General features: G+C 71.7%; 22 protein-coding genes. 9 read left to right on the top strand and 13 right to left on the bottom strand.

Translation table 11 applies throughout. The features are described from left to right. The first annotated feature begins 152 nt into the window (after nt 1-152). Both L7N97_RS30330 and L7N97_RS18315 read left to right on the top strand, forming a co-directional pair. On the top strand, nt 153-791 hold the full coding sequence (locus L7N97_RS30330) for a 2OG-Fe(II) oxygenase (RefSeq protein ID WP_237479732.1): 639 nt from the start codon (nt 153-155) through the stop codon (nt 789-791). 275 nt (nt 792-1,066) lie between these two features. Next, nucleotides 1,067-2,113 (top strand): sensor histidine kinase, encoded by a 1,047-nt coding sequence (locus L7N97_RS18315; RefSeq protein WP_237479731.1) that lies wholly within the window; start codon nt 1,067-1,069, stop codon nt 2,111-2,113. Between the two features lie 79 nt (nt 2,114-2,192). On the opposite strand, the gene L7N97_RS18310 is transcribed toward L7N97_RS18315, so the two are convergent. The 5 genes from L7N97_RS18310 to larC all read right to left on the bottom strand — a co-directional run bounded on the left by L7N97_RS18310 (nt 2,193) and on the right by larC (nt 7,398). Next, on the bottom strand, nt 2,193-3,332 hold the full coding sequence (locus tag L7N97_RS18310; RefSeq protein ID WP_237479730.1) for an aldo/keto reductase: 1,140 nt from the start codon (nt 3,330-3,332) through the stop codon (nt 2,193-2,195). A 106-nt stretch (nt 3,333-3,438) separates the two neighbouring features. After that, the gene (locus L7N97_RS18305; protein WP_237479729.1) at nt 3,439-4,479 is read right to left on the bottom strand and encodes a HoxN/HupN/NixA family nickel/cobalt transporter; all 1,041 of its coding nucleotides are present in this window, start codon (nt 4,477-4,479) and stop codon (nt 3,439-3,441) included. 11 nt (nt 4,480-4,490) lie between these two features. Continuing rightward, on the bottom strand, nt 4,491-5,195 hold the full coding sequence (gene larB / locus L7N97_RS18300; protein WP_237479728.1) for a nickel pincer cofactor biosynthesis protein LarB: 705 nt from the start codon (nt 5,193-5,195) through the stop codon (nt 4,491-4,493). Further along, nucleotides 5,195-6,085, bottom strand: coding sequence for an ATP-dependent sacrificial sulfur transferase LarE (gene larE / locus L7N97_RS18295; protein ID WP_237479727.1), 891 nt, complete (start codon nt 6,083-6,085; stop codon nt 5,195-5,197). The genes larB and larE overlap by 1 nt, the downstream gene beginning before the upstream one ends. Beyond that, on the bottom strand, nt 6,085-7,398 hold the full coding sequence (gene larC, locus L7N97_RS18290) for a nickel pincer cofactor biosynthesis protein LarC (protein ID WP_237479726.1): 1,314 nt from the start codon (nt 7,396-7,398) through the stop codon (nt 6,085-6,087). Before larC ends, larE begins: the two co-directional genes overlap by 1 nt. A gap of 127 nt (nt 7,399-7,525) precedes the next feature. On the opposite strand from larC, the gene L7N97_RS18285 reads away from it, so the two are divergent. The 7 genes from L7N97_RS18285 to L7N97_RS18255 all read left to right on the top strand — a co-directional run bounded on the left by L7N97_RS18285 (nt 7,526) and on the right by L7N97_RS18255 (nt 15,060). Then, entirely contained in the window at nt 7,526-8,581 is a 1,056-nt protein-coding gene (locus tag L7N97_RS18285; RefSeq protein WP_237479725.1) for an aldo/keto reductase, read from the top strand. A 72-nt stretch (nt 8,582-8,653) separates the two neighbouring features. After that, nucleotides 8,654-9,178 (top strand): phosphate-starvation-inducible PsiE family protein, encoded by a 525-nt coding sequence (locus L7N97_RS18280; protein ID WP_237479724.1) that lies wholly within the window; start codon nt 8,654-8,656, stop codon nt 9,176-9,178. Nucleotides 9,179-9,288: 110 nt separating this feature from the next. Then, nucleotides 9,289-10,422, top strand: coding sequence for a sugar ABC transporter substrate-binding protein (locus L7N97_RS18275; protein ID WP_237479723.1), 1,134 nt, complete (start codon nt 9,289-9,291; stop codon nt 10,420-10,422). Nucleotides 10,423-10,496: 74 nt separating this feature from the next. Next, entirely contained in the window at nt 10,497-12,050 is a 1,554-nt protein-coding gene (locus L7N97_RS18270) for a sugar ABC transporter ATP-binding protein (RefSeq protein ID WP_237479722.1), read from the top strand. Next, nucleotides 12,047-13,042: an ABC transporter permease gene (locus L7N97_RS18265; RefSeq protein WP_255721689.1), complete on the top strand. Its 996-nt coding sequence runs from the start codon at nt 12,047-12,049 to the stop codon at nt 13,040-13,042. The genes L7N97_RS18270 and L7N97_RS18265 overlap by 4 nt, the downstream gene beginning before the upstream one ends. Next, entirely contained in the window at nt 13,039-14,043 is a 1,005-nt protein-coding gene (locus L7N97_RS18260) for an ABC transporter permease (RefSeq protein ID WP_237479721.1), read from the top strand. Before L7N97_RS18265 ends, L7N97_RS18260 begins: the two co-directional genes overlap by 4 nt. A 129-nt stretch (nt 14,044-14,172) precedes the next feature. Then, on the top strand, nt 14,173-15,060 hold the full coding sequence (locus L7N97_RS18255) for an MBL fold metallo-hydrolase (protein WP_237479720.1): 888 nt from the start codon (nt 14,173-14,175) through the stop codon (nt 15,058-15,060). Here the strand turns inward: L7N97_RS18255 and L7N97_RS18250 are convergent. From L7N97_RS18250 to L7N97_RS18220, 8 genes are all read right to left on the bottom strand, one after another. Beyond that, complete coding sequence (locus L7N97_RS18250) at nt 15,045-15,782, bottom strand: polysaccharide deacetylase family protein (RefSeq protein ID WP_237479719.1); 738 nt, start codon at nt 15,780-15,782, stop codon at nt 15,045-15,047. The two genes, L7N97_RS18255 and L7N97_RS18250, sit on opposite strands and share 16 nt — an antisense overlap. After that, the gene (locus tag L7N97_RS30565; RefSeq protein ID WP_428981003.1) at nt 15,779-16,111 is read right to left on the bottom strand and encodes a type II toxin-antitoxin system RelE/ParE family toxin; all 333 of its coding nucleotides are present in this window, start codon (nt 16,109-16,111) and stop codon (nt 15,779-15,781) included. Before L7N97_RS30565 ends, L7N97_RS18250 begins: the two co-directional genes overlap by 4 nt. Continuing rightward, nucleotides 16,111-16,344, bottom strand: coding sequence for a hypothetical protein (locus L7N97_RS18245; RefSeq protein ID WP_237479718.1), 234 nt, complete (start codon nt 16,342-16,344; stop codon nt 16,111-16,113). The genes L7N97_RS30565 and L7N97_RS18245 overlap by 1 nt, the downstream gene beginning before the upstream one ends. A 31-nt stretch (nt 16,345-16,375) precedes the next feature. Then, on the bottom strand, nt 16,376-17,452 hold the full coding sequence (locus L7N97_RS18240) for a glycosyltransferase family 4 protein (RefSeq protein ID WP_309242817.1): 1,077 nt from the start codon (nt 17,450-17,452) through the stop codon (nt 16,376-16,378). Nucleotides 17,453-17,514: 62 nt separating this feature from the next. Then, nucleotides 17,515-18,702, bottom strand: coding sequence for an ABC transporter permease (locus tag L7N97_RS18235; RefSeq protein WP_237479716.1), 1,188 nt, complete (start codon nt 18,700-18,702; stop codon nt 17,515-17,517). Beyond that, nucleotides 18,699-19,697, bottom strand: coding sequence for an ABC transporter permease (locus L7N97_RS18230; RefSeq protein WP_237479715.1), 999 nt, complete (start codon nt 19,695-19,697; stop codon nt 18,699-18,701). The genes L7N97_RS18235 and L7N97_RS18230 overlap by 4 nt, the downstream gene beginning before the upstream one ends. Nucleotides 19,698-19,727: 30 nt before the next feature. Then, nucleotides 19,728-21,740 (bottom strand): ABC transporter substrate-binding protein, encoded by a 2,013-nt coding sequence (locus L7N97_RS18225; RefSeq protein ID WP_237479714.1) that lies wholly within the window; start codon nt 21,738-21,740, stop codon nt 19,728-19,730. Continuing rightward, a complete protein-coding gene (locus tag L7N97_RS18220) occupies nt 21,737-23,668 on the bottom strand; it encodes an ABC transporter ATP-binding protein (protein ID WP_309242869.1) in 1,932 nt (643 codons plus the stop codon). Before L7N97_RS18220 ends, L7N97_RS18225 begins: the two co-directional genes overlap by 4 nt. Nucleotides 23,669-23,685: the final 17 nt, after the last annotated feature.

Below are 23,685 nucleotides of genomic sequence, written 5' to 3'. Positions count from 1 at the left end.
CGTGATGCGGGTCGCGGCGCGCTGCGCTTACCCGACGCTGGCCTGCCTCGCGGGCGCGCCGGCGCGCGTTGCCAGGATGCCCCGGTTCGGCCATGGTTCGCCGCGACAACCCGCCGATGCCGCGCCCCACGCCGCCGAACCAGGAGACCCGTGTGAGCATTCTCGACCTCGCTGCCTTCGAAGCCACGCCGCTGACCCGCGACCCGTTCGACTTCACCATCGTCGAGAACTTCATCCGCCCGGCCGAATTCAAGCCGGTCATCGCCGACTTCCCCCGCATCCCCGGCCCCGGCTCGCACCCGCCCGCGGAGCTGTCGATCAAGGGCCGCTTCAAGGAGCTGATGGCGGAGATGGAGGGCCCGGCCTTCCGCGCCGCCGTCGAGAAGAAGTTCGAGATCGACCTCACGGGCCGCCCCACCATGTACACGGTGCGGGGCTTCGTGAGCGACCGCGACGGCCATATCCACACCGATTCCAAGACCAAGATCATCACGGTCCTGCTGTACCTCAACGAGGGCTGGGAGGAGGAAGGCGGCCGCCTGCGCCTGCTGCGCTCGAACGAGGGCCTCGACAACCCGGTGGCCGAGGTGTCGCCGAACGGCGGCACGCTGCTGGTGTTCCGCCGCGCCGACAATTCGTGGCACGGCCACAAGACCTTCAAGGGCCAGCGCCGCGCCATCCAGCTCAACTGGGTCACGGGCGCCGACGTGGTGGCCAACGAGCAGCGCCGCCACGCCTTCGCGACCCGCGTGAAGAAGCTGAAGAACATGTTCCTGCCGATGGCGAGCTGAAGCGGGGCGGCCCGACCGGGCGCGGCCGTCCCCGGCGGCGCGCCGGCGGAACATCCGGATCGGTCTGGCGTTCACACGAACCGAAACGACGCGCGCCTCCTCGGGCCCGGGCACGGGGCGATCTCCTTGGATCGTCAGCGGCCCGCGGAGCGCGCGTCATCCCTTTCGCTTCGGGTGGCAGTGCGAGTCCCGCGAATGATTGATCGACACGATCGGGCCGGCCTCGGACGCATCACGCCGCGGTCGGGACGGATGAACGACGGGACGGGCGCATCGTGAGCGGCGTGCAGCCGGGGCAGCCCGCCGACCCCCGCCTCAGCCACGACCGGTTGCGCTTCGCCCTCGACGTGGGGCGGACCGGCATCTGGAGCTGGGAGGACGGCCGCGAGGATTTCGTCGGCGACCGCGGGGCGTCGCTGCTCTGGGGCCTCGGCGACGGCGAGTCCATCTCCACCGAGGCTCTGCGGGGGTCGCTCGACCCGGACGACGCGGAGCGCACCTTCGACGAACTCCACCGCGCCGCCGGCCCGGACGGGCCGGAGCAGTGCCTGCTGGAGTTCCGCATCCGCCGCCGCAGCGACGGGGCCGAGCGCTGGATCGCGCTGCAGGGCCGCCGCTACCCGGGCGGGCGGGGCCAAGCGGCCGAGATCGTCGGCACGGCGCGCGACATCACCTCGCGCAAGCAGCGCGAAACCCACATGCACCTCCTGATGCGGGAGGTGACGCACCGTTCTAAGAACCTGCTCGCGATCATCCAGGCCATGGCGCGGCAGACCGTGAAGGACAGCGTCACGGCGGCCGAGTTCGAGCAGCGCTTCTCGGCGCGGCTGCGCGGCCTCGCGGCCTCGCACGACCTCCTCGCCGCGCGCGACTGGCACGGGGCGGCCATCGGCGAACTCGTGCGCTGGCAGCTCGGGCCGGCGCTGGAGACGGCCGGCGCGCGCATCGGCATCGAGGGGCCGGACCTCTACCTCAACCCCGAGGCGGCCCAGAACATCGGCCTCGCCTTCAACGAGCTGGCCAGCAACGCCACCCGCTTCGGCGCGCTGTCGGGTCCGGAAGGCCGGGTCGACATCGCCTGGTCGGTCGACCCCGAGGACGGGGCGAACCGGCGCTTCCGCATCAGCTGGGCCGAGTCCGGCGGCCCGGAGGTGAGCCAGCCGCGCCGCACGGGCTTCGGCCACAAGGTGGTGGAGCGGTTGACCGCGCGGGCCCTCGACGGGGTGGTGTCGCTCGACTTCCCCGCCACGGGGCTGACGTGGTCGCTGCACATCCCGGCCTCCTTCGTGCTCGACGCCGCCGACGTGCCGATCGTGAACTGAACAGGCCGGGTTCGATCTCGGCGCACCGGTGAAGAGGGCGCCCCGCGGGGCGCCCTCTCCGTTTCCCCGATCGCCCGCGTCAGCCGTTGCCGATCGGCGCGAGGTCGAGCACGGGTGTGGTCTGCCCGCCGAGGAAGTCCGGGTGCTTGGCGGTGGTGTCGAAATAGGCCGTCGTCTTGAACAGCTCGTATTTGCCGCCCTGCGCGGCGGCCTCGGTCTTCGCCAGCAGCGCCACCATCTCGGGGTCGGTCAGCGGCTTGAACGCCTTCGCCACCGCGAAGGCCTGATCCATCGAGCGGCGGTCGTCGATGCCGGTGATCAGCACCGACACCGGCAGCGTCAGCGAGAAGTTCAGGCATTCGGGCGCCGTCACGGTGCCGCTCTTCAGGATCACGGTGTCGCCGAGCGACTTCATGCCGAGGATGCCGATCCCCTGCCGGACCGCCACCGGCGCGACGAGCTGCCCGAACGAGCGGTAATGCGCGTCCATGACGTTGAGCGGCATCTGCACCGTGTCGAAGTGGAAGCCGCGCTTCTGCGCCACCTCCAGCATGTAGAGGTGGATGCGGGGGTCCTTGTGGCCGGTGAAGCCGACGTAGCGGACCTTGCCGGCCTTCTTCGCCTCCATCACGGCTTCGAGCGCGCCGCCCTCGGCGAAGACGCGGTCGGGGTCGTCGAAGCGCAGGATCTCGTGGAACTGCACGAGGTCGACGTGGTCGGTCCTGAGGCGCTTCAGCGAGTCGTCGAGCTGGCTCGCCGCGGCTTCCTTGGTGCGCCCGTCGATCTTGGTCATCAGGAACACCTTGTCCCTGTAGCCGCCCTCCGACAGGGCCTTGCCCATGCGGAGCTCGCTCTGGCCTTCGTTGTAGTCCCAGCTGTTGTCCATGAAGGTGATGCCGCGGTCGATCGCCTCGTGCATCAGCTTGACGCTGTCGGCCTCGGACAGCTTCGGCTTGCCGATGTGCGAGCCGCCGAGGCCGATGGCCGACACGGTCTCGCCCGTCGTGCCGAGCTTGCGGTACAGCATCTCGCCCTTGAGCGTGCCGGGGTCGGCGACGCGCGGCAGGGCGGCCGCGGCGGAGGCCGGGGTCTGTTCGGCGCCGGTCGAAGGCAGGGTCTCGGACGCCAGGGTGGCGTCGGCGGCGGCGGCGGGACCGGCCCCGAGGCCGACGGCGCCCGCGCCGGCCAGCGCGGTCTTGATGAAGGTGCGGCGTTCCATGGGGGTCTTCCCGGCTGCGTGATCCGGGGAGAAACGTCGCCCTCGCTGGCGCGGGTCCCGCGCCGCGTCGCCGCGCCCGACGCGGGGGCGCCGCGGCCTCGGCCCGTCACGCCGCCCCGGCTTCCGCCTCGTCGTAGCGCTTGTAGCGGTAGACCGCGACCGACACGGCCCAGCTCACGAGGAACAGGCCCACGATGACGAGGCCGAGCACGCCGAAATTGTCGTTGAGCGCGCCGACGCCGTCCCAGAATCCGCCCTCGAGCTTCAGCCGGTCGGCGACGAGGCCCAGCGCCTCGAGGCCGCCGACCAGCACCGCCACGGCGACCGACACCAGCGTGATGGTCATGTTGTAGTAGAGCTTGCGGATCGGCTTGGCGAAGGCCCAGCCGTAGGCGCCCACCATCAGCACGCTGTCGGTCGTGTCGAGCAGCGTCATGCCGGCGGTGAACAGCGCCGGGAACACCATGATGCTCCACACCGGCATCCCCTGCCCGGCGGAGCTGGCCGAGATGCCGAGCAGGCCGACCTCGGTGGCGGTGTCGAAGCCGAGGCCGAACAGCAGGCCCAGCGGGTACATGTGCCAGGAGCGGCGCACGATGCCGAAGACGGGGCGGAACACGCGGGCCATGAGGCCGCGCCCGGCGAGCAGGCTGTCCACGTCCTCCTCCACCAGCGGGCCGCCGCGCTTGACGATCCGGAAGGTGCGCCACACGCCGAACAGCACCACGACGTTGGCTGCGGCGATGAGGAACAGGAACAGCACGGACACGCCGGTGCCGACGAGGCTGCCGACGTCCTTCATCGCGTCGAAGCGGTCCTGCAGCGCGGCCGTGGTGGCGGCGATGAGCAGCGACAGCCCCACCACGACGGTGGAATGTCCGAGCGAGAACCACAGGCCGACCGAGAGGGGGCGCTGCCCCTCGTTCATCAGCTTGCGGGTGACGTTGTCGATGGCGGCGATGTGGTCCGCGTCGAAGGCGTGGCGCAGCCCGAACGTGTAGGCCAGCGACGCGGTCGCGAGCAGCGCCGGATGGCCGTGGAAGGCCGCGAAGGCCCAGGCCCAGGCGCCGAGGTTGGCGCCGACGAGCAGCGCGTAGAGGCCGGCGACCCGCGCGCGGGTGCGGGACGGAGCGGCGCGCTGGGCCATCGGGGCTCCCGTCACGGCGTCACGGCGTGGGACGACGCGGGCTGAGGGGCCGGCGCCTCGTCGCGCCGCGCCAGCATGTTGCAGATGCGCAGGGCCGCGCAGGCCGCGCCGTAGCCGTTGTCGATGTTGACCACCGTGACGCCCGGCGCGCAGCTCGCCAGGGCCGAGTGGAGCGCCGGCGTGCCGCCCTCCGCGACGCCGTAGCCGACCGAGGTCGGCAGCGCCACGACGGGCGCCCGCACGAGGCCGCCCATGACGCTGACCAGCGCCGCATCCATGCCGGCCGCCACGATCACGACGGGCGCGCGGCGGATCTCCTCGATGCGCTCCATGAGGCGCCACAGGCCCGCGACGCCGATGTCCGTGAAGGCGCCGTGCGGCTGGCCGTTGAACATCAGCGTGCGGCAGGCCTCGCGCCCCATCGGCACGTCGGAGGTGCCGGCCATCACAACAGCGACGGGCGCGCCGCCCCGCGCGGGCCGCGGGTGCCCGAGCACGGCGGTGCGCGACAGCGGCTCGTAGTCGAGGGCGGAGCGCAGCCGCGACGGCAGCGCGTCGAACTTCGCCCCGTCGAGGCGGGTCAGCAGCAGGCCGCCGCCGGGCGGGAAGCTGTCCAGGATCGCGGCGATCTGGTCCGCGGTCTTGCCGGCGCAGAAGATCGCCTCGTCGAGGCCGATGCGCTCGTGGCGGGCGAGGTCGAGCTTGAACTCGGCCATCAGTGCGAATGCTCCTTGCTGGCGCCTGCGGCGCTGAAGCCTGCGGCGCTGAAGCCTGCGGCGCTGGCGCCCGCGGCGCTGAAGCCCTGCAGGAAGGCCGAGCCGTTGCGATAGGGCGAGAAGGTGAGGGACGCGTCCGGCAGCAGCGCGCCGAAGCGCCGCCTGACGTCGCGCTCCAGCGCGGCGCGCCGGTCCGCGTCGAGCGCGCCGAGCGTCGCCGGGTCGAGTTCCAGCACGACGCCGGCGGCGCGCACGCGGCAGCGCACGGTGCCGCGCGGAAAGTCGCCCGCGAGGTCGCGCTCGACCGCGTGGATGGCGCGCAGCACCTCGGGGCGGATGGCGATGCCGGTCTCGACGCGGCTCGACAGGCAGGGCGCGGCCGGCAGCTCGCTGAGGTCGCCGAGCCCGAGGCCCCGCGCGAGGGCCCGCACGGTGCGCTTGTCGATGCCGGCTTCGAGGTAGGGGTGGCGCACGGCGCTGTTGCGCGCGGCGTCGAGCCCCGGCCGGAATTCGCCGAGGTCGTCGGTGTTGGCGCCGGACACCATCTGGGCCGCCGTGTGCCGCCCGATGGTGCCGTAAAGGTTCGTCTTGCAGAAGAAGCAGCGGTTGGTGGGGTTGGCGACGTAGTCGACGTCCTCGAACTCGCCGGCCTCGACCACGCGCAGGCGCCAGCCCCGCTCGGCGGCGAGCCGCTCGACGCGGGCCGTGGCGTCGCCCGGCACGGCGGCCGACACGGCGTGGAACATCTCGACGTCGCCCCGCGCCGCGTGGGCCGCGGTGGCGAGGGTGAGGCTGTCGATGCCGCCGCTGACCGCAACGGCGATGCCGCGCGCGATCGAGCGGAGCGCGTCGTCGAGCCGGCGGGCGGCGTCCCGCGTGGCGGCGTCCATCAGCGCGGCTCCTGTCCGTCGAGGCGCGACAGGGCGAGCGCCTCGGCCTCGCGGCGCAGGCGCAGGCGCGCCGCGTGGCCGGGCGCCCCCGACACGTCGGAGGCCTCCGCCTTGGCGGTGCGGCTGCCGTCCGGCCGGGTGACGTGCTTGGTGCGCAGCGCATGCCCGTCGACCTCGACCGTGTCGAAGCCGCGCGGCAGGGCCGCCCCCCGCACGACGTGGAAGCGCAGGCCGATCGTGCTGGTCTCGGCGAAGCACAGGCGGATGGCGTCGTCGAGCCGCTCGGGCGCGACCAGCACCTGCACCTGCGTGGCGACGCGGCCCTTCTTGCCGAAGACCACGCCCTGGACGACGTCGTGCACGCCCGGCAGGGCGCGGACGTGGTCGAGCCCGTTCGACAGGTCCTCGGCCGACAGGTCGTCGACCTCGAAGGTGACGACGCCGAGCTCGCGGTGGGAGAACTGGCTGGCGGGCGCCGTGCTGAACTCCGCCGCGGGCTCGAAGGCGAGCACGCGCAGGCAGTTCGAGATCCCGGCCATCTCGCGCGTGCCGAAGCCGGTGCCGCTGCGGGCGAGGCGCCGGGGGCGCGGCGCGGGCGCGGCGGCCCCGAGCAGCAGGTGGCGCGCCACGGCGGCGCCGGTGGGCGTGACCCGCTCGCCCGGGATCCCGTCGTCGACCGTGTCGAGGCCGCGCAGCAGCAGCGCCGTGGCCGGGGCCGGCACGGGCAGGATGCCGTGCGCCGTCCTGACCCGGCCGGAGCCGAGCGGCAGCGCCGAGGCCGTCCAGCGCTTCGCGTCGAGGAGCGCGATGAGCTGCGCGGCCGCCACGATGTCGACGATGGAATCGACGGCGCCGACCTCGTGAAACGCGACCTCGTCGGCCGGCACGCCGTGCACCTGCCCTTCCGCCTCGGCGAGACCGGCGAAGACCGCGACGGCTTCGCGCTTCACGCGGCCGTCGAGCGCGGAATTCTCGAGCAGCGCGCGGATCGACGACCAGGCGCGGTGGCCGTGGGGATGCGGCTCGCCGGGATGCTCGTGACCGTGGTGGCCGTGCCCATGGTCGTCGTGATGGTGGTGGTGACCGTCGTGGCTGTGGCCGTGGCCGCCCTCCTCGGCCTTCACCAGGAAGCGGCGGCCCGTCAGGCCGGCGGCGTCGCGGTGCGCGACGAGGCGCACGGCGGCCTCCGGCCCGAGGTCGAGCGCCGCCACCGCGCGCTCCACGGCGCCGAGGTGTTCGGGGAAGGCGTCGAGCAGGGCCGCGACGAACATGTCGCCCGACCAACCTCCGAGCGGATCCAGATGAATGTCCAACCGCGACTCCGACGCACCTCAACCTTCGCCGGAGGATAACGTTGAATGCACATGCCGGGGTCCCCGGCGGCGCTCCCGGTCCACGGGCGCATCGCCGCGGGCCCCGCCCCGCCGAAGGACGTCACCCATGCCGAACGACACCGCCCTGCCCCCGGCCCTGCCGGCCGGCCTCAACCGCCCGCAGGACCCCGCCGACCTGCCCTTCGTGGCCCACGCGGGCGAGAAGCGCGGCGAGATGCTGTACCGCAAGCTCGGCCGCACCGGCGAAACCATCTCGGCGATCGGCATGGGCGGCTTCCACCTCGGCAAGGACGCCGTGTCGGACGACGAGGCGACCCGGCTGATCCACCAGGGGGTCGACCGCGGCATCACCTTCATGGACAATTGCTGGGACTACAACAAGGGCCGGTCCGAGCTGCGCATGGGCGTCGCCCTCGACCAGGGCGGCTACAGGGACAAGGTGTTCCTGATGTCCAAGATGGACGGGCGGAGCAAGGAGGAGGCCGCCAAGCAGATCGACACCTCGCTGAAGCGCCTGCGCACCGACCGCATCGACCTCGTCCAGCACCACGAGATCCTGCGCTACGACGACCCGGACCGCATCTTCGGCGAGGGCGGCGCCATGGAGGCCTTCGTCGAGGCCAAGCAGGCCGGCAAAATCCGCCACATCGGCTTCACGGGCCACAAGGACCCGCGCATCCACCTGCAGATGCTCGACGTCGCGGCCGAGCGCGGCTTCCACTTCGACGCCGTGCAGATGCCGCTCAACGTGATGGACGCGCATTTCCGCTCCTTCGCCCACCTCGTTCTGCCCTACCTCGTGAGCCACGGCATCGGCGTGCTCGGCATGAAGACCTTCGCGGATTCGGTGCTGCTGAAGAGCGGCGCCCCGATCGAGCCGCTGGAATACATCCACTACTGCCTCAACCTGCCGACCTCGGTCGTCATCCTCGGCATGGAAAGCCAGCGCGATATGGACCAAGCCTTCAAGGCGGTCGAAACCTTCCAGCCCATGGACAAGGCGAAGGTGTCGGAGCTGCTGGCGCGGGCCAGACCCTACGCGCTGGAGGGCAAGTTCGAGCTGTTCAAGACGAGCTCGACCTTCGACGGCACCGCCAAGACCAACGAGTGGCTCGGCGACGAGGTCGAGGCCGTGCAGAAGCTCGCGCCCGTGATGGAGTGAGCGGCGGCGTTCGGCTAGGCTTGTCCGCCCTGATTCGGGCCGCGCCGCGGCCCGCCTTCTCGCCGGATCGCCATGGCCGCCTCGCCGAAACCGTCCCCCGTCGAGCGACAGTCCGCCCACCTGATCCACAAGGTGGAGCAGGTGGTCTACATCGCGGTCGCGGTGCTGCTCGTCATGTCGCTCGCCCTGGCGCTGCTCGGCGCCGCGGCGCTGCTGTGGAACGGCGCGGCCGAGTTCACCGCCACCGAGCCGATCTACCGCATCATCGACCGGCTGCTCTTCGTGCTGATGCTGGTCGAGATCCTGCACACCGTGCACGCCTCCATCCGCACCGGCACCCTGCTGTGCGAACCCTTCCTGATCGTCGGGCTGATCGCCTGCATCCGGCGCGTCCTGGTGATCACGCTGGAAACCTCGCAGCTCAACCAGCCCGAGAAGTGGGACGTGGCCAAGATGCCGCTGTTCCAGTCCAACATGATCGAGCTCGGCGTCCTGGCGGCGCTGATCATCGTGCTGGTCGGCTCCATCAAGCTGACGCGCCCGATCGAGAGTGCCACGCGCAGCGAGGACGAGGACGAGGACGAGGCGGCGTTCTGAGGGCCGGACGCCCCTTGCATGCGGGGGACGGCGCCGTGTAGTCTGACAATATCGGGGCCACGCGGTCCCACGGAGCGGCGACAACGCCGCCCATTCGGGGGAAACACGTCATGTCGAGGCCGCACCTCAAGCACGCCTGCGCGGCGGCAGCCCTGGCCCTCGCGCTCGGCGCCTCCGCGGCCGAGGCCGCCCCGCCGAAGGTCGTGTCCGGCCCCGCCGCGGACGCGCAGTGCTTCGTGCCCTGGACCGATAAGACCAAGTTCTTCCAATACGCGAAGAAGCCAGGACCCTACCGGATCGCGCTCGCCAACGGGTTCATCGGCAACACCTGGCGCATCCAGATGATCAAGACCGCCAAGGCCTATGCCGAGCAGCCGGAGATCAAGAAGCAGCTCAAGGAATTCAAGGTCGTCTCGACCGGCGACGACATCGCGGCGCAGATCTCGGCGGTCAACAACTTCATCGATTCGGGCTACGACGCCGTCATCATCGACGCGCAGAACCCCACCGCCTTCCGCTCCGCGGTGAAGCGCGCCCAGGCGGCCGGCGTGGTGCTGGTGGCCTTCGACAACACGCTCGACACCGACGAGGCCATCAACGTCAACGTCGACCAGGAAGGCCTCGGCGAGTATTGGGGCGACTGGCTGGTCAAGAGCCTGCCCAAGGGCGGCGACATCCTCGAAGTGCGCGGCGTGCCCGGCACATCGGTCGACACGGACCGCCACAAGGGCCTGCAGGACACGCTGAAGGCCTCCGGCAAACCCTTCAACACCGTCGAGGTCGTGGGCCGCTGGGACGACGGCACCGCGCAGAAGGTGTCGGCCGACGCGCTGGCGGTGCACAAGCACTTCGACGGCATGTCGGCCCAGGGCGGCTCGACCGGCATGGTGCGCGCCTTCCTCGACGCGGGCGCGCCGCTGGTGCCGGCCGGCGCGGAGACCGAGAACGGCTTCCGCAAGCTGTGCCTCGACGACGGCTCCAAGGGCCTGTCCTGCGCGTCCGGCGGCACCGGCCCGGCCCAGGTCGCCGTGGCGATGAAGACCGCGCTGGCGGCGCTCGGCGGCGAAACCGTGCCGCAGTCGATCCGCCTGCCGCTCGCCCACGTCGAGGCGCCGGACTTCAAGGCGGGCGTGAACACCTTCCCGGACCAGACCGACAACTTCTTCGTCGGCAACTCCTTCCCGACCTGCGGGATCAACTTCACCGCCCAGGAGATCATGGGCCGCTCCGAGTCGAACCAGTAAGGCGCATCTCCCCTCTCCCCTGTGGAGAGGGGAGACGGCCAGCATCGCGCGAGACTCAGGGAAGCCGCTTCAGCATGATCGAAAGCCAAGGCGCTTCGACCGACCCGGCGCCCCCACCCCTCCTCGCCCTGTCCGGCATCGCCAAGCGCTACGGCGCCACGCGCGCGCTCGACGGCGTCGATCTCGCGCTTCGCTCCGGGCGCATCCACGCCGTGCTGGGCGAGAACGGCGCCGGCAAGTCGAGTCTCATCAAGTGCATGGCCGGCGTGGTGCAGCCCGACGCCGGCGAGATGCGGCTCGACGGCGCGCCCGTGCGCTTCGCCGACCCCGCCGCGGCGGCGGCGGCCGGGGTCGTCTGCGTGTTCCAGGAGCTGTCGCTTATCCCCGACCTGTCGGTGGCCGACAACGTGCTGGTCGCCGACCCGCCGCGCCGCTTCGGCCTCGTCGACCGGCGCGCCCAGCGCCGCCGCGCCGAGGAGCTGCTCGCCCGCGCGGGCGCCTCCGACATCCACCCCCTCGCGCTCGTGCGCGACCTGCCGCTGTCGCGCCGCCAGCTCGTCGAGATCGCCAAGGCGCTGGCGCGCGGGCCGCGGCTCCTCATCCTCGACGAGGCCACCTCGGCGCTCACCGCGCGCGACGTCGCGTCCGTGTTCCGGGTGCTGAAGGAGCTGCGCCGCGACGGCCTCGCGCTCGTGTTCATCTCGCACCGCATGGGCGAGATCGCCGAGCTGGCCGACGACTGCTCGGTGTTCCGCAACGGCCGCAACGTGGCGACCTTCCCGGCCGGCACGCGCACCGACGCGCAGGTGGTCGAGATGATGATCGGCCGCGACGAGGCCCACGCCTATCCGCCGAAGCCACCGCCGGTGCCGCGGGATCGGCCGCCCGTGCTCGAAGCGCGGCGCCTCGGCTGGGCCGGGCGGCTGCACGACGTGTCGCTCGCGCTCCGCCCCGGCGAGGTCGTGGGCCTCGGCGGGCTCGACGGCCAGGGCCAGCGCGAGCTGCTCCTCGCCCTGTTCGGCGTGCTGCGGGGCACGAGCGGCGAGCTGCTGGTGGACGGCCGCACCGTCGCGCTCGGCGGCCCCGCCGACGCCAAGGCGGCGCGCAACGGCATCGCGCTGATCCCCGAGGACCGCAAGACCGAGGGGCTGATGCTGCCCATGTCGGTGCGCGAGAACCTTTCCTTCGCCTCGCTCGGCCGTGTGTCGCGCGGCGGCGTGGTCGACCGCGCCGCGGAAGCGCGCGCCGTCGACGAGATGGTGCAACTCCTCGCCATCAAGGCCGCCGACCTCGACGTGCCGGTGGCGTCCCTGTCCGGCGGCAACCAGCAGAAGGTCGTGCTGGCGAAGTGGCTGATGACGCGCCCGCGCGTGGTGCTGCTCGCCGACCCGACGCGCGGCATCGACGTCGGCACCAAGGCCGACATCTACCGCCTACTGCGCCGCCTCGCGGCCGAGGGCGCGGCCGTGCTTCTGTATTCGACCGACTATGCCGAGCTGATCGGCTGCTGCGACCGCGTGCTGGTGCTCTACGGCGGCCGCGTCGTGCGCGAGCTCGAAGGCGAGGCCATCACCGAGCGCGCGCTGGTGGCGAGCGCGCTCAACATGGAGGGGGCGGAAGCCGCATGAGCGGGACCGTGAGCGACCTCGCCTTCCGCCTGCGCGACGCGCGCGCGACTCTGTTCGCCGTCGCGGTCTTCGTCCTGCTCTTCGCCGTCTACGCGCTGAACCACCCCGCGGGCTTCAGCGCCAACGTGGTGCAGACGGCCGCCAACAAGGGCGTGCTCCTGGCCTTCGTGGCCGTGGGCCAGTGCTTCGTGGTGCTGACGGCCGGCATCGACCTGTCGGTCGGCGCGGTGTTCATCCTGGCGAACTGCCTCGCCTCCGTGCTGGTGACGGGCTCGCCCGCATGGATCGCGCTCGGCGTCCTGGCCGTGCTCGGCACGGGGCTCGCCTGCGGCCTCGCCAATGGGGCGCTGGTCGTCTACGGGCGGCTGCAGCCCATCGTGGCGACCATCGCCAGCGGCGCCATCTACTTCGGCCTCGCGCTCACGCTGCGGCCTGAGCCGGGCGGCGACGTCGATTCCAACCTCGCCGACGCCGTGACGGGCCAGCTCGCGGGCGGCGTGCCGGCGAGCGCCGTCGTGCTGCTCCTCGTGATGCTGCTGGTCTGGGTGCCGTTCCGCCGCTCGCTGCTCGGCCGCGCCGTCTACGCGGTCGGCTCGGCCGAGGCCTCGGCCTACCTGTCGGGCCTGCCGATCCGCCGGGCGCGCCTCCTCGCCTACGCGATGGCGGGGCTGTTCTCCGCCATGGGCGGCTTGATGCTGGCCTTCTTCACCTATTCGGGCGAGGCCTCGGCGTCGAACGCCTCGACCTACACGCTCGACTCCATCGCCGCGGTGGTGATCGGCGGCGTGTCGCTGTTCGGCGGCGCCGGCAGCGCGGTGGGGGCCGTGTTCGGCGCGTTGATCTTCCGCACCATCAACGACCTGCTCTTCGTCTTCGACCTCGACCCGCTCTGGCAGCCGCTGTTCCTCGGCCTCGTGCTGCTCGGCGCGGTGAGCCTCGGCTCGGTGCGCCTGCTGCGGATGAGGAACCGGCTGGAGCTGTTCGGATCATGACCGCCCCGAGGACCCCCGCGACGGCGGCGCCGTCACCGGCCCCGACGTCTGCCCCGCGGCGCCGACGCTTCGATCCCGCGGTCACCACCGCCTTCGGCTGCATCGTGGCGCTGCTGCTCGTCGGCAGCCTGTATTCCCGCCAGTTCCTGTCGCCCGACTACCTGCTCCAGCAGCTCCAGGTGGGGAGCTTCCTCGCCCTCGTCGCCACGGGCATGACCGTGGTGGTGCTGCTCGGCCAGATCGACCTGTCGGTGCCCTGGATCGTCACGGTGGGCGGCATGATGGCGACCGCGGCGGCCGGCCACGGCGCCCTGGGCTCGGCCCTGGCGATCCCCTTCGGCGTGCTCTGCGGCGTCGGCTTCGGCCTCGTCAACGGGGTCGGCGTGGCCTACCTGCGCGTGCCCTCCATGATCTTCACGCTCGGGGTCGACGCCGTGGCGCAGGGCCTGATGGTGCTGAAGACCGGGGGCTCGGCCCCGCAGGACATGGCGACGCCGCTGATGCGCGAGCTCGCCACCGGCCGGGCGCTCGGGCCCGTGCCCAACGCCGTGTGGGTGTGGCTCGCCGTCGGGCTCGCGACGGCCTTCCTGCTGTCCCGCACCACCTACGGCCGCGCCGTCTACGCGGTCGGCAACCGCGAGGCCGCGGCCTACCTGTCGGGGGTGCGGACGCGCCGGGTGACGTTCGCCGCCTTCGCGCTGTCGGGCGGGCTGTCGGCCCTGTCGGGTGCGCTGCTGGCCGGCTACAGCGGCAAGGCCTACCAGGGCATGGGCGACGGCTACCTCCTGCCCGCCATCGCGGCCGTGGTGCTCGGCGGCACCTCGATCCTGGGCGGGCGCGGCACCTATCTCGGCACGACCGCCGGTGTCATCCTCATCACGCTGCTGCAGTCCATCCTGTCCGTCGTACAGATGCCGGACGCCGGGCGCCAAGTGATCTACGGCGCGGTGATCCTCGCCATGCTGCTGCTCTACGGCCGGGGCGCGAAGGTCGGGGGGTGAGGGCTTCCACACGGCGAAGCGCCGCGGGACCGAGGGCGGCCCGAGGGGGCCGGAGTCCGGCAGCCGGGACCCCGCGCTGAATCCGAGGGGTTGAACCGGAAACGGCGCCTCTGCCGGCGGGAGCACCCCATGACGCAGCAGATCCCCATCGGCCCGGAAGCCCGCGCCGAGGAGCACGACGGCGGGGACGGCCTGCGCGAGGTCGCGCCGGACATCGCCTACCGCCGCCTCGCCATGGTCAACGCCGTCTTCGTCGGCGAGATGAGCGCGGGCGACCGCGGCTGGGTGCTGGTCGACGCCGGGGTGATGGGCACGCGGGGCCTGATCGAGGCCGCCGCGGCGGCGCGCTTCGGCCCCGGCGCGCGGCCTTCCGCCATCGTGCTGACCCACGGCCACTTCGACCACGTCGGCGCACTGGAGGAGCTGGTCGCCGCCTGGGACGTGCCGGTCTACGCCCACCCGCTCGAGATGCCCTTTCTCGACGGCAGCAGCGCCTATCCGCCCGGGGACCCGTCGGTCGGCGGCGGCCTGATGGCGAGCCTGGCCGGCCTCTACCCCACGAAGCCCGTCGACGTGTCGGGCCGGCTCCGCCCCCTGCCCGAGGACGGCAGCGTGCCCGAGATGGAGGGCTGGCGCTGGATTCACACGCCCGGCCACGCGCCGGGCCACGTGTCTCTGTGGCGCGAGGAGGACCGGGCGCTGATCGTCGGCGACGCCTTCGTCACCACGGCCCCGGAATCCGCCTATGCCACGGCCGTGCAGGCGCCCGAGATCCACGGGCCGCCGCGCTACTTCACGGTCGACTGGGCGGCCTCGCGCGACTCCGTCGTCCGGCTCGCCGCGCTCCGCCCGGCCCTGGTCGTCACCGGCCACGGCCGCGCCATGGCGGGCGAGGCCATGCTGGCGGGGCTCGACGCCCTGGCGCGGGATTTCGACGCCGTGGCGGTGCCGGCGGAGGGGCGCTACGTCGAGCATCCCGCCCGCGCCGAGGACGGCTCGGTCTACGCGGAGCCCTGAAGCAGCGCCCCCGCCGAGGTGAAGCGCACGGCCGGGTGGGCCGCCAGCACGTCCAGCAGGGCCTCCAGCCCCGCCCAGGCCGCGCCGTCGTGGGCGAGGTGATGGGTGAGGACGCCGAGCCGGTCGCCGCCCGCGACGACGCCGGCGACCTTGCGCGCGAGGTCGCCGGGCGGGCGTCCGACGCGGCCACCGCGCCAGTCGACGATGTCGAGGTCGCTGTCGAGCCGCGGCAGGGGCGAGGCATCCGGCGTCGGCGCGAAGCAGGACAGGGCCGCGTAGCCGGCGCCGGGCAGGTGCGGGATCAGCGCCGCGTCGATGCGGTTCCACGGCGGCACCAGCACGCCCGACAGCGCGTCGCCGAACAGGGCTTTCAGCTTCTCGCGCCCCTGCGCCAACTCGCCGAGGACGGCCTCGACGGCGCGGCCGCCGAGCTCGCGGGCGCGCTCCCCGGCCGGCGCGTGGTTGGCGTGGCGGAAGCCGTGCTGGCAGGGCACGGCGGCGGGATGCGCGGCGACCCAGGGCGCGAGCGCGTCCTCGGCGGGCGCGGGGATCACGGCGAGGAGGATCGGCAGGCCGACGTCCCCGCAGAGCGACGCCAGCCGCTCCAGCGCCGGGGTGACGGCCACGCAGTCGTCGTCGCGCAGCCACACGTCGATCCGGCGCCCGTCGGCGTGGGCGCGGTCGAGCGCGTCGCGGGCGGGAGCGAAGTCAGCGTGGTTCATAGGTCGGTTTCAGGCTCGGAGAACACGGCCCCCAGGTCACGACGGCCATCGAGGATGCGGATCACGATGAGGTGGCTCCGTGGGCCTTCGAGGTCCGCGTATCGGAACACGATGAGATGGCCCTCGTGGGCGCTCGTGCGATAGCCGTGACCGAACTCTGGACGGGGCCGGCCCAGAAGGCCCGGCAGGCGTGCGAGCCGTCGACAATGGTCGTCGAGCCTTCTTGCAAAACGCCGACCCGTCTCCCGGTCACCCGATCCTCGCGCTATGTGGGCCGCGATCTCCGCCAAGTCGTGCCGGGCGGCGGATCGAAATACGAGTGTCGGCATCACCCACGGCGATCGGGGAAGATCGAAGCGAGGTGCTGATCCACGTAGCTCAGGACCTCCTCGCTGGTGAACTCGCCCCCCGCGGCGTCTGCGGCCTCGATCTCGGCCCGGATCGCACCCGACCGGGCGAGCGCGACGGCATGATCGATGGCGTCCTGCGCCGTCTCGAAGCGGCCGGATGACAGTTCGGCCTCGACCCAACGAGCGCTCTCCGGCTTCAGCTCGACGTTCACGGCCCGGCCCTCGATCCTCGAACAAGAACTATCACGGAGGCGTCCCCCGCGGCAACGCGATGGGCTCACCCCGGCTTCGCGGCCCCAACCTCGCCAGCGCCCGCGACAGCACCGCCGCGGCCCGCTCCACCGTGCGCTCGCCCAGCACGGCCCGCCGCGCCTCGGCGCCGAGCGCCCGTCGGCGCAGGGGGTCGCCGATCAGCGCGGCCAGCGCCGCCGCATAGGCGTCGCGGTCGCCCTCGGGCGTCAGCACGCCGCTCGCCCCGTCCTCGACCACGCTCGCGATGCCGCCGCAGTCCATGGCGAGCGAGGGCAGGCCCGCGGCGCCGGCTTCGAGATAGGCCACCCCGTAGGCCTCGCCGAAGCCGGGCCAGGCGTAGAGGTCGGCCTCCGCCATCGCGGCCGCGACCCCGGCCGCATCGCGCTCGCCCGTCCAGGCGACCCGCCCCTCGGGCAGGCCGGCGAAGGCCGCCCGCACGGCCTCCCGCTCCGGCCCGGCGCCGACGACGGTCAGCCGCCAGTCGAGGCCGGCCGGCAGCGCTTCGAGCGCGGCGGCCAGGAAGGTGTAGGACCGCGCCTTGTCGCCCGCCCGCATCATGGCGACAGTGACGATCTCGCACCGGCCCCGCGCGCGCGGGACGCGCTCGACCGCGCCGAACGGGCCGGCGTCGAGGAAGGGCGGCAGCATGGTGATCCGGTGGGGCGGCACGAGGCCGTCCAACCCGTCCGCGTCGCGCGGCGTGAAGCAGACCTGCAGGTCGCTCCCCCGCAGGGCCGCCTCGTTGGCTCCATGCCACGCCGCCCAGGGCCCCTGCCCGCGCTTGCCGGCGTGGGACGCCTCGGCAGCGGCACAGGGCAGGCCGAAGCGCGCCGCGAGGCGGGGCCCGAGCAGGTCCGGCGCCTTGTAGTAGGGATGGTAGCAGAACCACAGGTCCGGCGGCCCCGCGGCGTCCCAGGTGGCGGCGATGCGCTCCGCCTCCCGCTCCGCTCCGGCCTCGACGGCCCGCATGCGCTCGGGGTCGGGCGCGGACAGGTGGGAGCGGAAGGCCGACGCGACCTCGACGGCGTGGCCGCCCGCGCGCAGCGCCGCGAGCAGCAGCCGCGCCATCTGCCGGTCTCCCGATGGCACCGGATGGTCCGGCGCCTTCAGGGGGGCGTGGAAGGCGATCCTCAAGACGAGTAGGGATCCGCCGCGTCGCGCAGGCCGTCGCCCATGAAGTTGAACGCCAGGATCACCAGGATCACCGGCACCACGGGCAGCAGCAGCCAGGGATACAGCGCCACCACGTTCATGTTCTGCGCCTCGTTGAGCATCACGCCCCAGGACACGATGGGCGGCCTGAGGCCGAGGCCGAGGAAGGACAGCGCCGTCTCGCCGAGGATCATCGACGGGATGGTGATGGTGGCCGAGGCGATCAGGTGCGAGATGAAGCCCGGGATGAGGTGGCGCAGCAGGATGCGCGGCGTGCGCGCGCCCATGAGCTGCGCCGCCAGCACGTAGTCCTCCTCGCGCAGCGAGAACAGCTTGGCCCGCACCGCGCGGGCGAGGCTCGTCCAGTCCATCATGCCGAGGATCAGCGTGATGCCGAAGTAGACCAGGATGGGGCTCCACGAGGCCGGCATGATCGCCGCCAGCGCCAGGAAGATCGGGATGTGCGGGATCGAGTGGATGATCTCGATCAGGCGCTGGCTCACGAGGTCGAACCAGCCGCCATAATAGCCCGCGAGCCCCCCGATGGTGATGCCGAGCAGGAAGGAGATCGAGATGCCGATCAGGCCGACGGTGAGCGAGATGCGCGCCCCGTAGACGATGCGCGAGAACAGGTCGCGCCCGAGCCGGTCCGAGCCCCACAGGAACACGGGCCCGTCCGCGGGCGGGCAGAAGACGTGCCAGCTCCCCGCGATCAGACCCCAGAAGCGGTAGTCGTCGCCCCGGCAGAAGAAGCGCAGCTTCTGCACGCGGCCGGTGTCGACCGTGTATTCGCGCTTCAGGTTCTCCATGTTGAGGTGGTAATCGAGCCCGTACACGAAGGGGCCGACGAAGCGGTCGCCGTCGAACAGGTGCACGCCCTGCGGCGGGGCGCGGATGAAGTCCGTGTGGCGGGTATTGGCGTCGTAGGGGGCGATGAACTCCGACACGGGGAGCGTCGCGTAGAGCACGCCGAGGAAGGCGGCCGCCACCACGGCGAGGCGGTGGCGCTTGAACTTCCACCACATCAAGCGCCACTGCGACGCGAAATAGATCCGCTCCTGCTGGGGCGTGAGCTTGGAGACGGCGCCCACGTCGAAGGGCTTGTCGGACACGTAATGGGCGAGCGGCGCGCCCGGCACCGGCGCGATCGGGAGCTGGACGTTCATTTCGTGGATCCCCCCAGGAGGCGGATGCGCGGGTCGAGGAAGGCCAGCGCCACGTCCGACACCAGCACGCCGACCACGGTCAGGGTCGACAGCAGCATCAGGAAGGAGCCGGCGAGGTAGATGTCCTGGCTCTGCAGCGCGCGGATCAGCAGCGGCCCCGTGGTCTGCAGCGACAGCACGATCGCGACGAGCTCGCCGCCCGAGATCACGGACGGCAGGATCGAGCCGATGTCCGAGATGAAGAAGTTGAGCGACATGCGGAAGGGGTACTTGAACAGCACCCGCCACGGGCTCAGCCCCTTCGAGCGCGCCGTCACCACATACTGCTTGTGGAGCTCTTCGAGCAGGTTGGCCCGCACGGCTCGGATCATGGAGCCGGTGCCGGCCGTGCCGATGATCACCACCGGGATCCACAGGTGGCTGAGGATCGAGGTGAACTTGCCCCAGCTCATCGGCGCGTCGAAATATTTCGGGTCCATCAGGCCGCCGATCGACAGGCCGAACCACTGGTTCGAGAAATACAGGAAGATCAGCGCCAGCAGGAAGTGCGGGATGGCGAGGCCCATCAGCCCGATGGTGGTCAGGCCGTAGTCCCCCCAGGAATACTGGTGCGTGGCCGAATAGATGCCGATCGGGAAGGCCACGAGCCACGTGAAGACGATGGTGGAGAAGGACAGGAGGATCGTCAGCCACACCCGGTCGCCCACCACCTGCCGCACGGGAAGCTGGTACTCGAACGAATAGCCGAAGTCGCCGTGCAGCAGGCCCCCCACCCACCAGAAGTAGCGCTCGACCGGCGGCTTGTCGAAGCCGTACTCGTGTTTCATAAAGTCGATGCGCGCCTGGTCAACCTTCTCGCCCTGCGCCTGCATCTCCTCGACGAGGTTGTCGAAGTAGTTGGTCGGCGCGGCACTCATCACTGTGAAGATCAGCGCGCTGGTGACGAACAGCGTCGGCACCATGATCAGCACGCGCCGGACGAGGTATCTCAGCATGCGGGGACGCTCCGGGGCCGGGCCATCGGGTCAGCCCTTGCTGTCGGCGTAGAAGAAGGTGTCGGGCATGTAGAGGCCGAAGTAGGAGCTCGGCTGGAACGACCACAGCGCCGTCTCGGGCACGTTCTTGATGCGGTTCGACACCACCACGGGCTGGCGCGTCCCGTTGACCACGCCGATGGCGAAGACCTGGTCGGCGTTGAGCTGCAGCATGTCGCGCCACACGGCCCGCTGTTCGGCGAGGTTGTCGGCGCGTCGCCAGCCCTGCCACAGCTCTTCGAGCTTCTTGACCTCGGGCATGTCGGCCGGCCGGCCCTCGCTGCCCGACGACTGCACGTAGAGGCCGAACTCCGGCCACTGGTACTGTGAGTCCTGGGTCGGCGCGAGGGCGTTGGGCTCGAATTCCGCGGTCGGCACGGCGTTGTCCATGCCGACGTCCATGGACATTACGGTGCTGCCGCTGGCGATCCTCTGGCGGAAGATGTCGAGGTGGGACGGGTGCACGTAGGCGCGGATGCCGAGCTTGGCCCAGTCGCTGCCCACGAGCTCCATGATGTCGGTGTAGATCTGGTTGTCGCCCGACGTCTCGACCGTGATCTCGGCCCGCCGCCCGTCGGGCAGGAGGCGCGTGCCGTCGGTGTCGCGCTTGGTGAGGCCGACCTCGTCGAGCAGCGCGTTGGCCTTCGCGACGTCGTAGGTCGCGTAGGCCTCGGCCAGCTCCGGCTTGAACAGGGGGCTCTGCGGCAGCACGGTGTCGGCGCTGACCCGCGCCAGCCCGAAGAACAGGACGTTGTTGATGTCGGCGCGGTTGATGCCGAGCGACAGGGCGCGGCGAAAGCGGACGTCGCGGTTCAGATTGCGCCAGGTCTCGTCCTTGGCGTTGAGGTTGGGGAACAGCGCCGCGAAGGCGCCGTGCCCGTCCTCCCACAGGCGCGCCGAGTAGTTGTGGACCTTCTCGCCCGCCTTGAGGAAGGTGTAGTCCTCGAAGTTCAGGTAGCGGGCCTGGATGTCGGCGTCGCCCGCCGCCGTCTTGGCGGGGATCAGCGTCGGCGTGCCGAGCGTCAGCGTGGTGCCGTCGAAGTAGGGGAGCTGGTGCCCGGCCGAGTCGACGCGGTGGAAATACGGGTTGCGCTCGAAGCGGAACTGTTCGGCCGGGGCGTAGGTGGTGTTGCGCCAGGGATCGAGGGTCGGCAGGTCGGGGTTGTCGCCCCGGTATTGGCGGGACTTGCGCTCGTGCAGCGCCACCCAGCCCGACACCTTGGCGGCCTTGACCAGCTTCGCGAGCTCGTCCTTGTCGGCATATTTGGCGTGGAACTGCTTCAGGTAGTGCGCCGGCATGAAGATGAAGGTGGGGTTCGCCGACGCGATGGCGGGGATGAAGCCCGGGTTCGGGTCGTCCCACGTGTAGCGCACCGTTTCGGGGTCGAGTACCTCGAAGCGGGGCGGCTTGCCGTTGGCGATCAGCGCCAGGGGCGGGCCGGAGGGCGACAGCTTCTTGTCGTTGGCGAAGTCCTCCCACCAGTAGCGGAAGTCCTCGGCCGTGAAGGGCTGCCCGTCCGACCACCTGTGGCCGGGGCGCAGGTGCAGCGTGAAGACCTTGTCGTCCTGGTTGTCGAGGCTCTGCAGGATGTCGGCGGTGAGGCGGAGCTTCTCGTCGAAGACCACGAGGCGCGTGTAGGAGAACACCGTCATGAAGCGCAGGTCGCGCTGGTCGCTCATCAGCATGCGCCAGGTGCCGCCCGGCCGGCCGGTCTGGCGCCCCATGGCGGGCAGGTCGACCACGCGGGGCGTCCGGGGCAGGCGCTCCGCCACCGGCGGCAGCTTGCCGGCCGCCACCGCGTCGGCGAAGAACGGCGTCTCGACCGGCGTCGGGATCGGCAGGGTCGAGGCCGGCGCGCCCTCGGCGCCGTCGTCCACCGCGGGCGGTATGGCCGGGGCCGCCGAATCCTCGACCTTCTCGATCGCGTTTCCGGCCAGCGCCGGGGCGGGCAGGACCGCGAGGCCGAGGACGGCCGCGACCAGGGCGGCGAGGATCGCCCTCATGACGCGAGCAGCTCCCGCCGGCCGACGCTCGGGCGGGCCAGCACCATGTGGCCGTCGCCGAGGTCGATCGGGGCGAGGCTCGCGGGGTCGCCCTCGTCGCGGAACTCCGGCGCCCAGTTGGTGGGGTCGGACGCGCTGCCCGAGGCGATGAGGCGCAGGTCGAGCGGGCGGTCGAGGTCGGGATAGGGCACGGCCCGGATCAGCGCCTTGGTGTAGGTGTGGACGGGTTTCGAGAACAGGAGGTGGCGCGGCGCCAGCTCCACGATGCGGCCGTGGGCCAGGACGGCGATGCGGTCGGCGATGTAGTCCACCACGGCGAGGTTGTGGGAGATGAACAGGTAGGTGAGGCCGAGCTCGCGCTTCAAGTCCTTGAGCAGGTTCAGCACCTGCGCCTGCACGGACACGTCGAGCGCGGACACCGGCTCGTCGCAGATGATGAGGTCGGGGTTCATCGCCAGCGTGCGGGCGATGGAGATGCGCTGGCGCTGCCCGCCCGAGAAGGAATGCGGGTAGCGGTTGAGGAAGCGCCGGTCGAGCCCCACCGCCGCCATCAGCTCCTTGACGCGTTCGGTCTGCTCCCGGTCGGTTCCGATGCCGTGGATCTCCAGCGGCTCCTTGATGATGTTCATCACCGTCATGCGCGGCGACAGGGACGAGACGGGGTCCTGGAAGATCATCTGCAGGCGGGGGCGGAAGGCGCGCAGCGCTTCGCCCTTCAGCGCCAGCACGTCGACCGGGCCGCTGCCGTCGTCGAAGGCGATGGAGCCGCGGTCCGGCTTCATGGCCCGCATCATCAGCTTGGACACGGAGGTCTTGCCGCAGCCGCTCTCGCCCACGAGGCCGAGGCACTCGCCGCGGCGGATGTCGAAGGACACGTCGTCCACCGCCACGACGGAGGAGCGCCGCGACTTCAGGAAGCCGCCCGACTTCACCGTGTAGGACTTGCGCAGGTTGCGGACCGACAGCAGCGGCGCGTCCTGCCCGCCGGCCTGGGCGGAGGCCGGCTTGCCCCGGCGCATCGGCGCCAGCACCTTGAGGTCGGCGCCGCTGTCGCGCAGCGACACGAGCCGCTCGCCGGGCTTCATGTCGAAGGACGGCAGCGCCTTCAGGAGCGCCTTGAGGTAGGGGTGGCGCGGCGAGCGGAACAGGTCGGAGGCCGTGCCGGCCTCGGTGATCTCGCCGTGGTACACGACCACCACCTCGTCGGCCATGTTGGCCACCACGCCGAGGTCGTGGGTGATGAGCAGGATCGCCATGCCGAGCTCCGACTGGAGGTCGCGCATGAGGTTGAGCACCTGCGCCTGGATCGTGACGTCGAGCGCCGTGGTGGGCTCGTCGGCGATCAGCAGGGCCGGGCCATTGATCAGCGCCATGGCCAGCATGGCGCGCTGGCGCAGGCCGCCCGACAGCTCGAACGGGTACATCTTGTAGGCGCGGTCGGGGTCCTTGAAGCCGACCAGCTTCAGCATGTGCCGCACCTCGTCCCGCATCTCCTCCGTGGAGGTCTGGCGGTGGAGGATCAGGTTCTCGCGGATCTGGTTGCCGATCGTGTGGACCGGCGACAGCGACGACATGGGCTCCTGGAAGATCATGCCCATGCGGCCGCCCCGCAGGCTGCGGATCTCCGGCCCGTCGCGCGTCATCGTGGCGAGGTCGACGGGCGCGTCCGGCGTCCTCGGGTCGGTGAACATCGCCCGGCCGCCGAGCACGAGGCCGTTCTTGGGCAGCAGCCCCATGATGGTCTGCGAGATCACGGTCTTGCCGGAGCCCGACTCGCCCACCAGCGCCACGGTCTTGCCGGCGGGAACCCGGAAGCTGACGCCCTTCACCACCTCGGCGGGGCCGCCCTGCATGGCGAAGCCGACCCGGAGGTTTTCGACCCTCAGGATGTCCGGCGCGGGGCGCCTCGCGTCCGTCTGGGCTTGGATCTTGTCGGGGGTCGTCT

Source organism: Lichenibacterium dinghuense (assembly GCF_021730615.1).
In the GTDB taxonomy this organism is placed as follows: Bacteria; Pseudomonadota; Alphaproteobacteria; order Rhizobiales; family Beijerinckiaceae; genus Lichenihabitans; species Lichenihabitans dinghuensis.
Note: the sequence above shows the minus strand (reverse complement) of the source record. Positions and strands in the feature narration are given on the sequence as shown.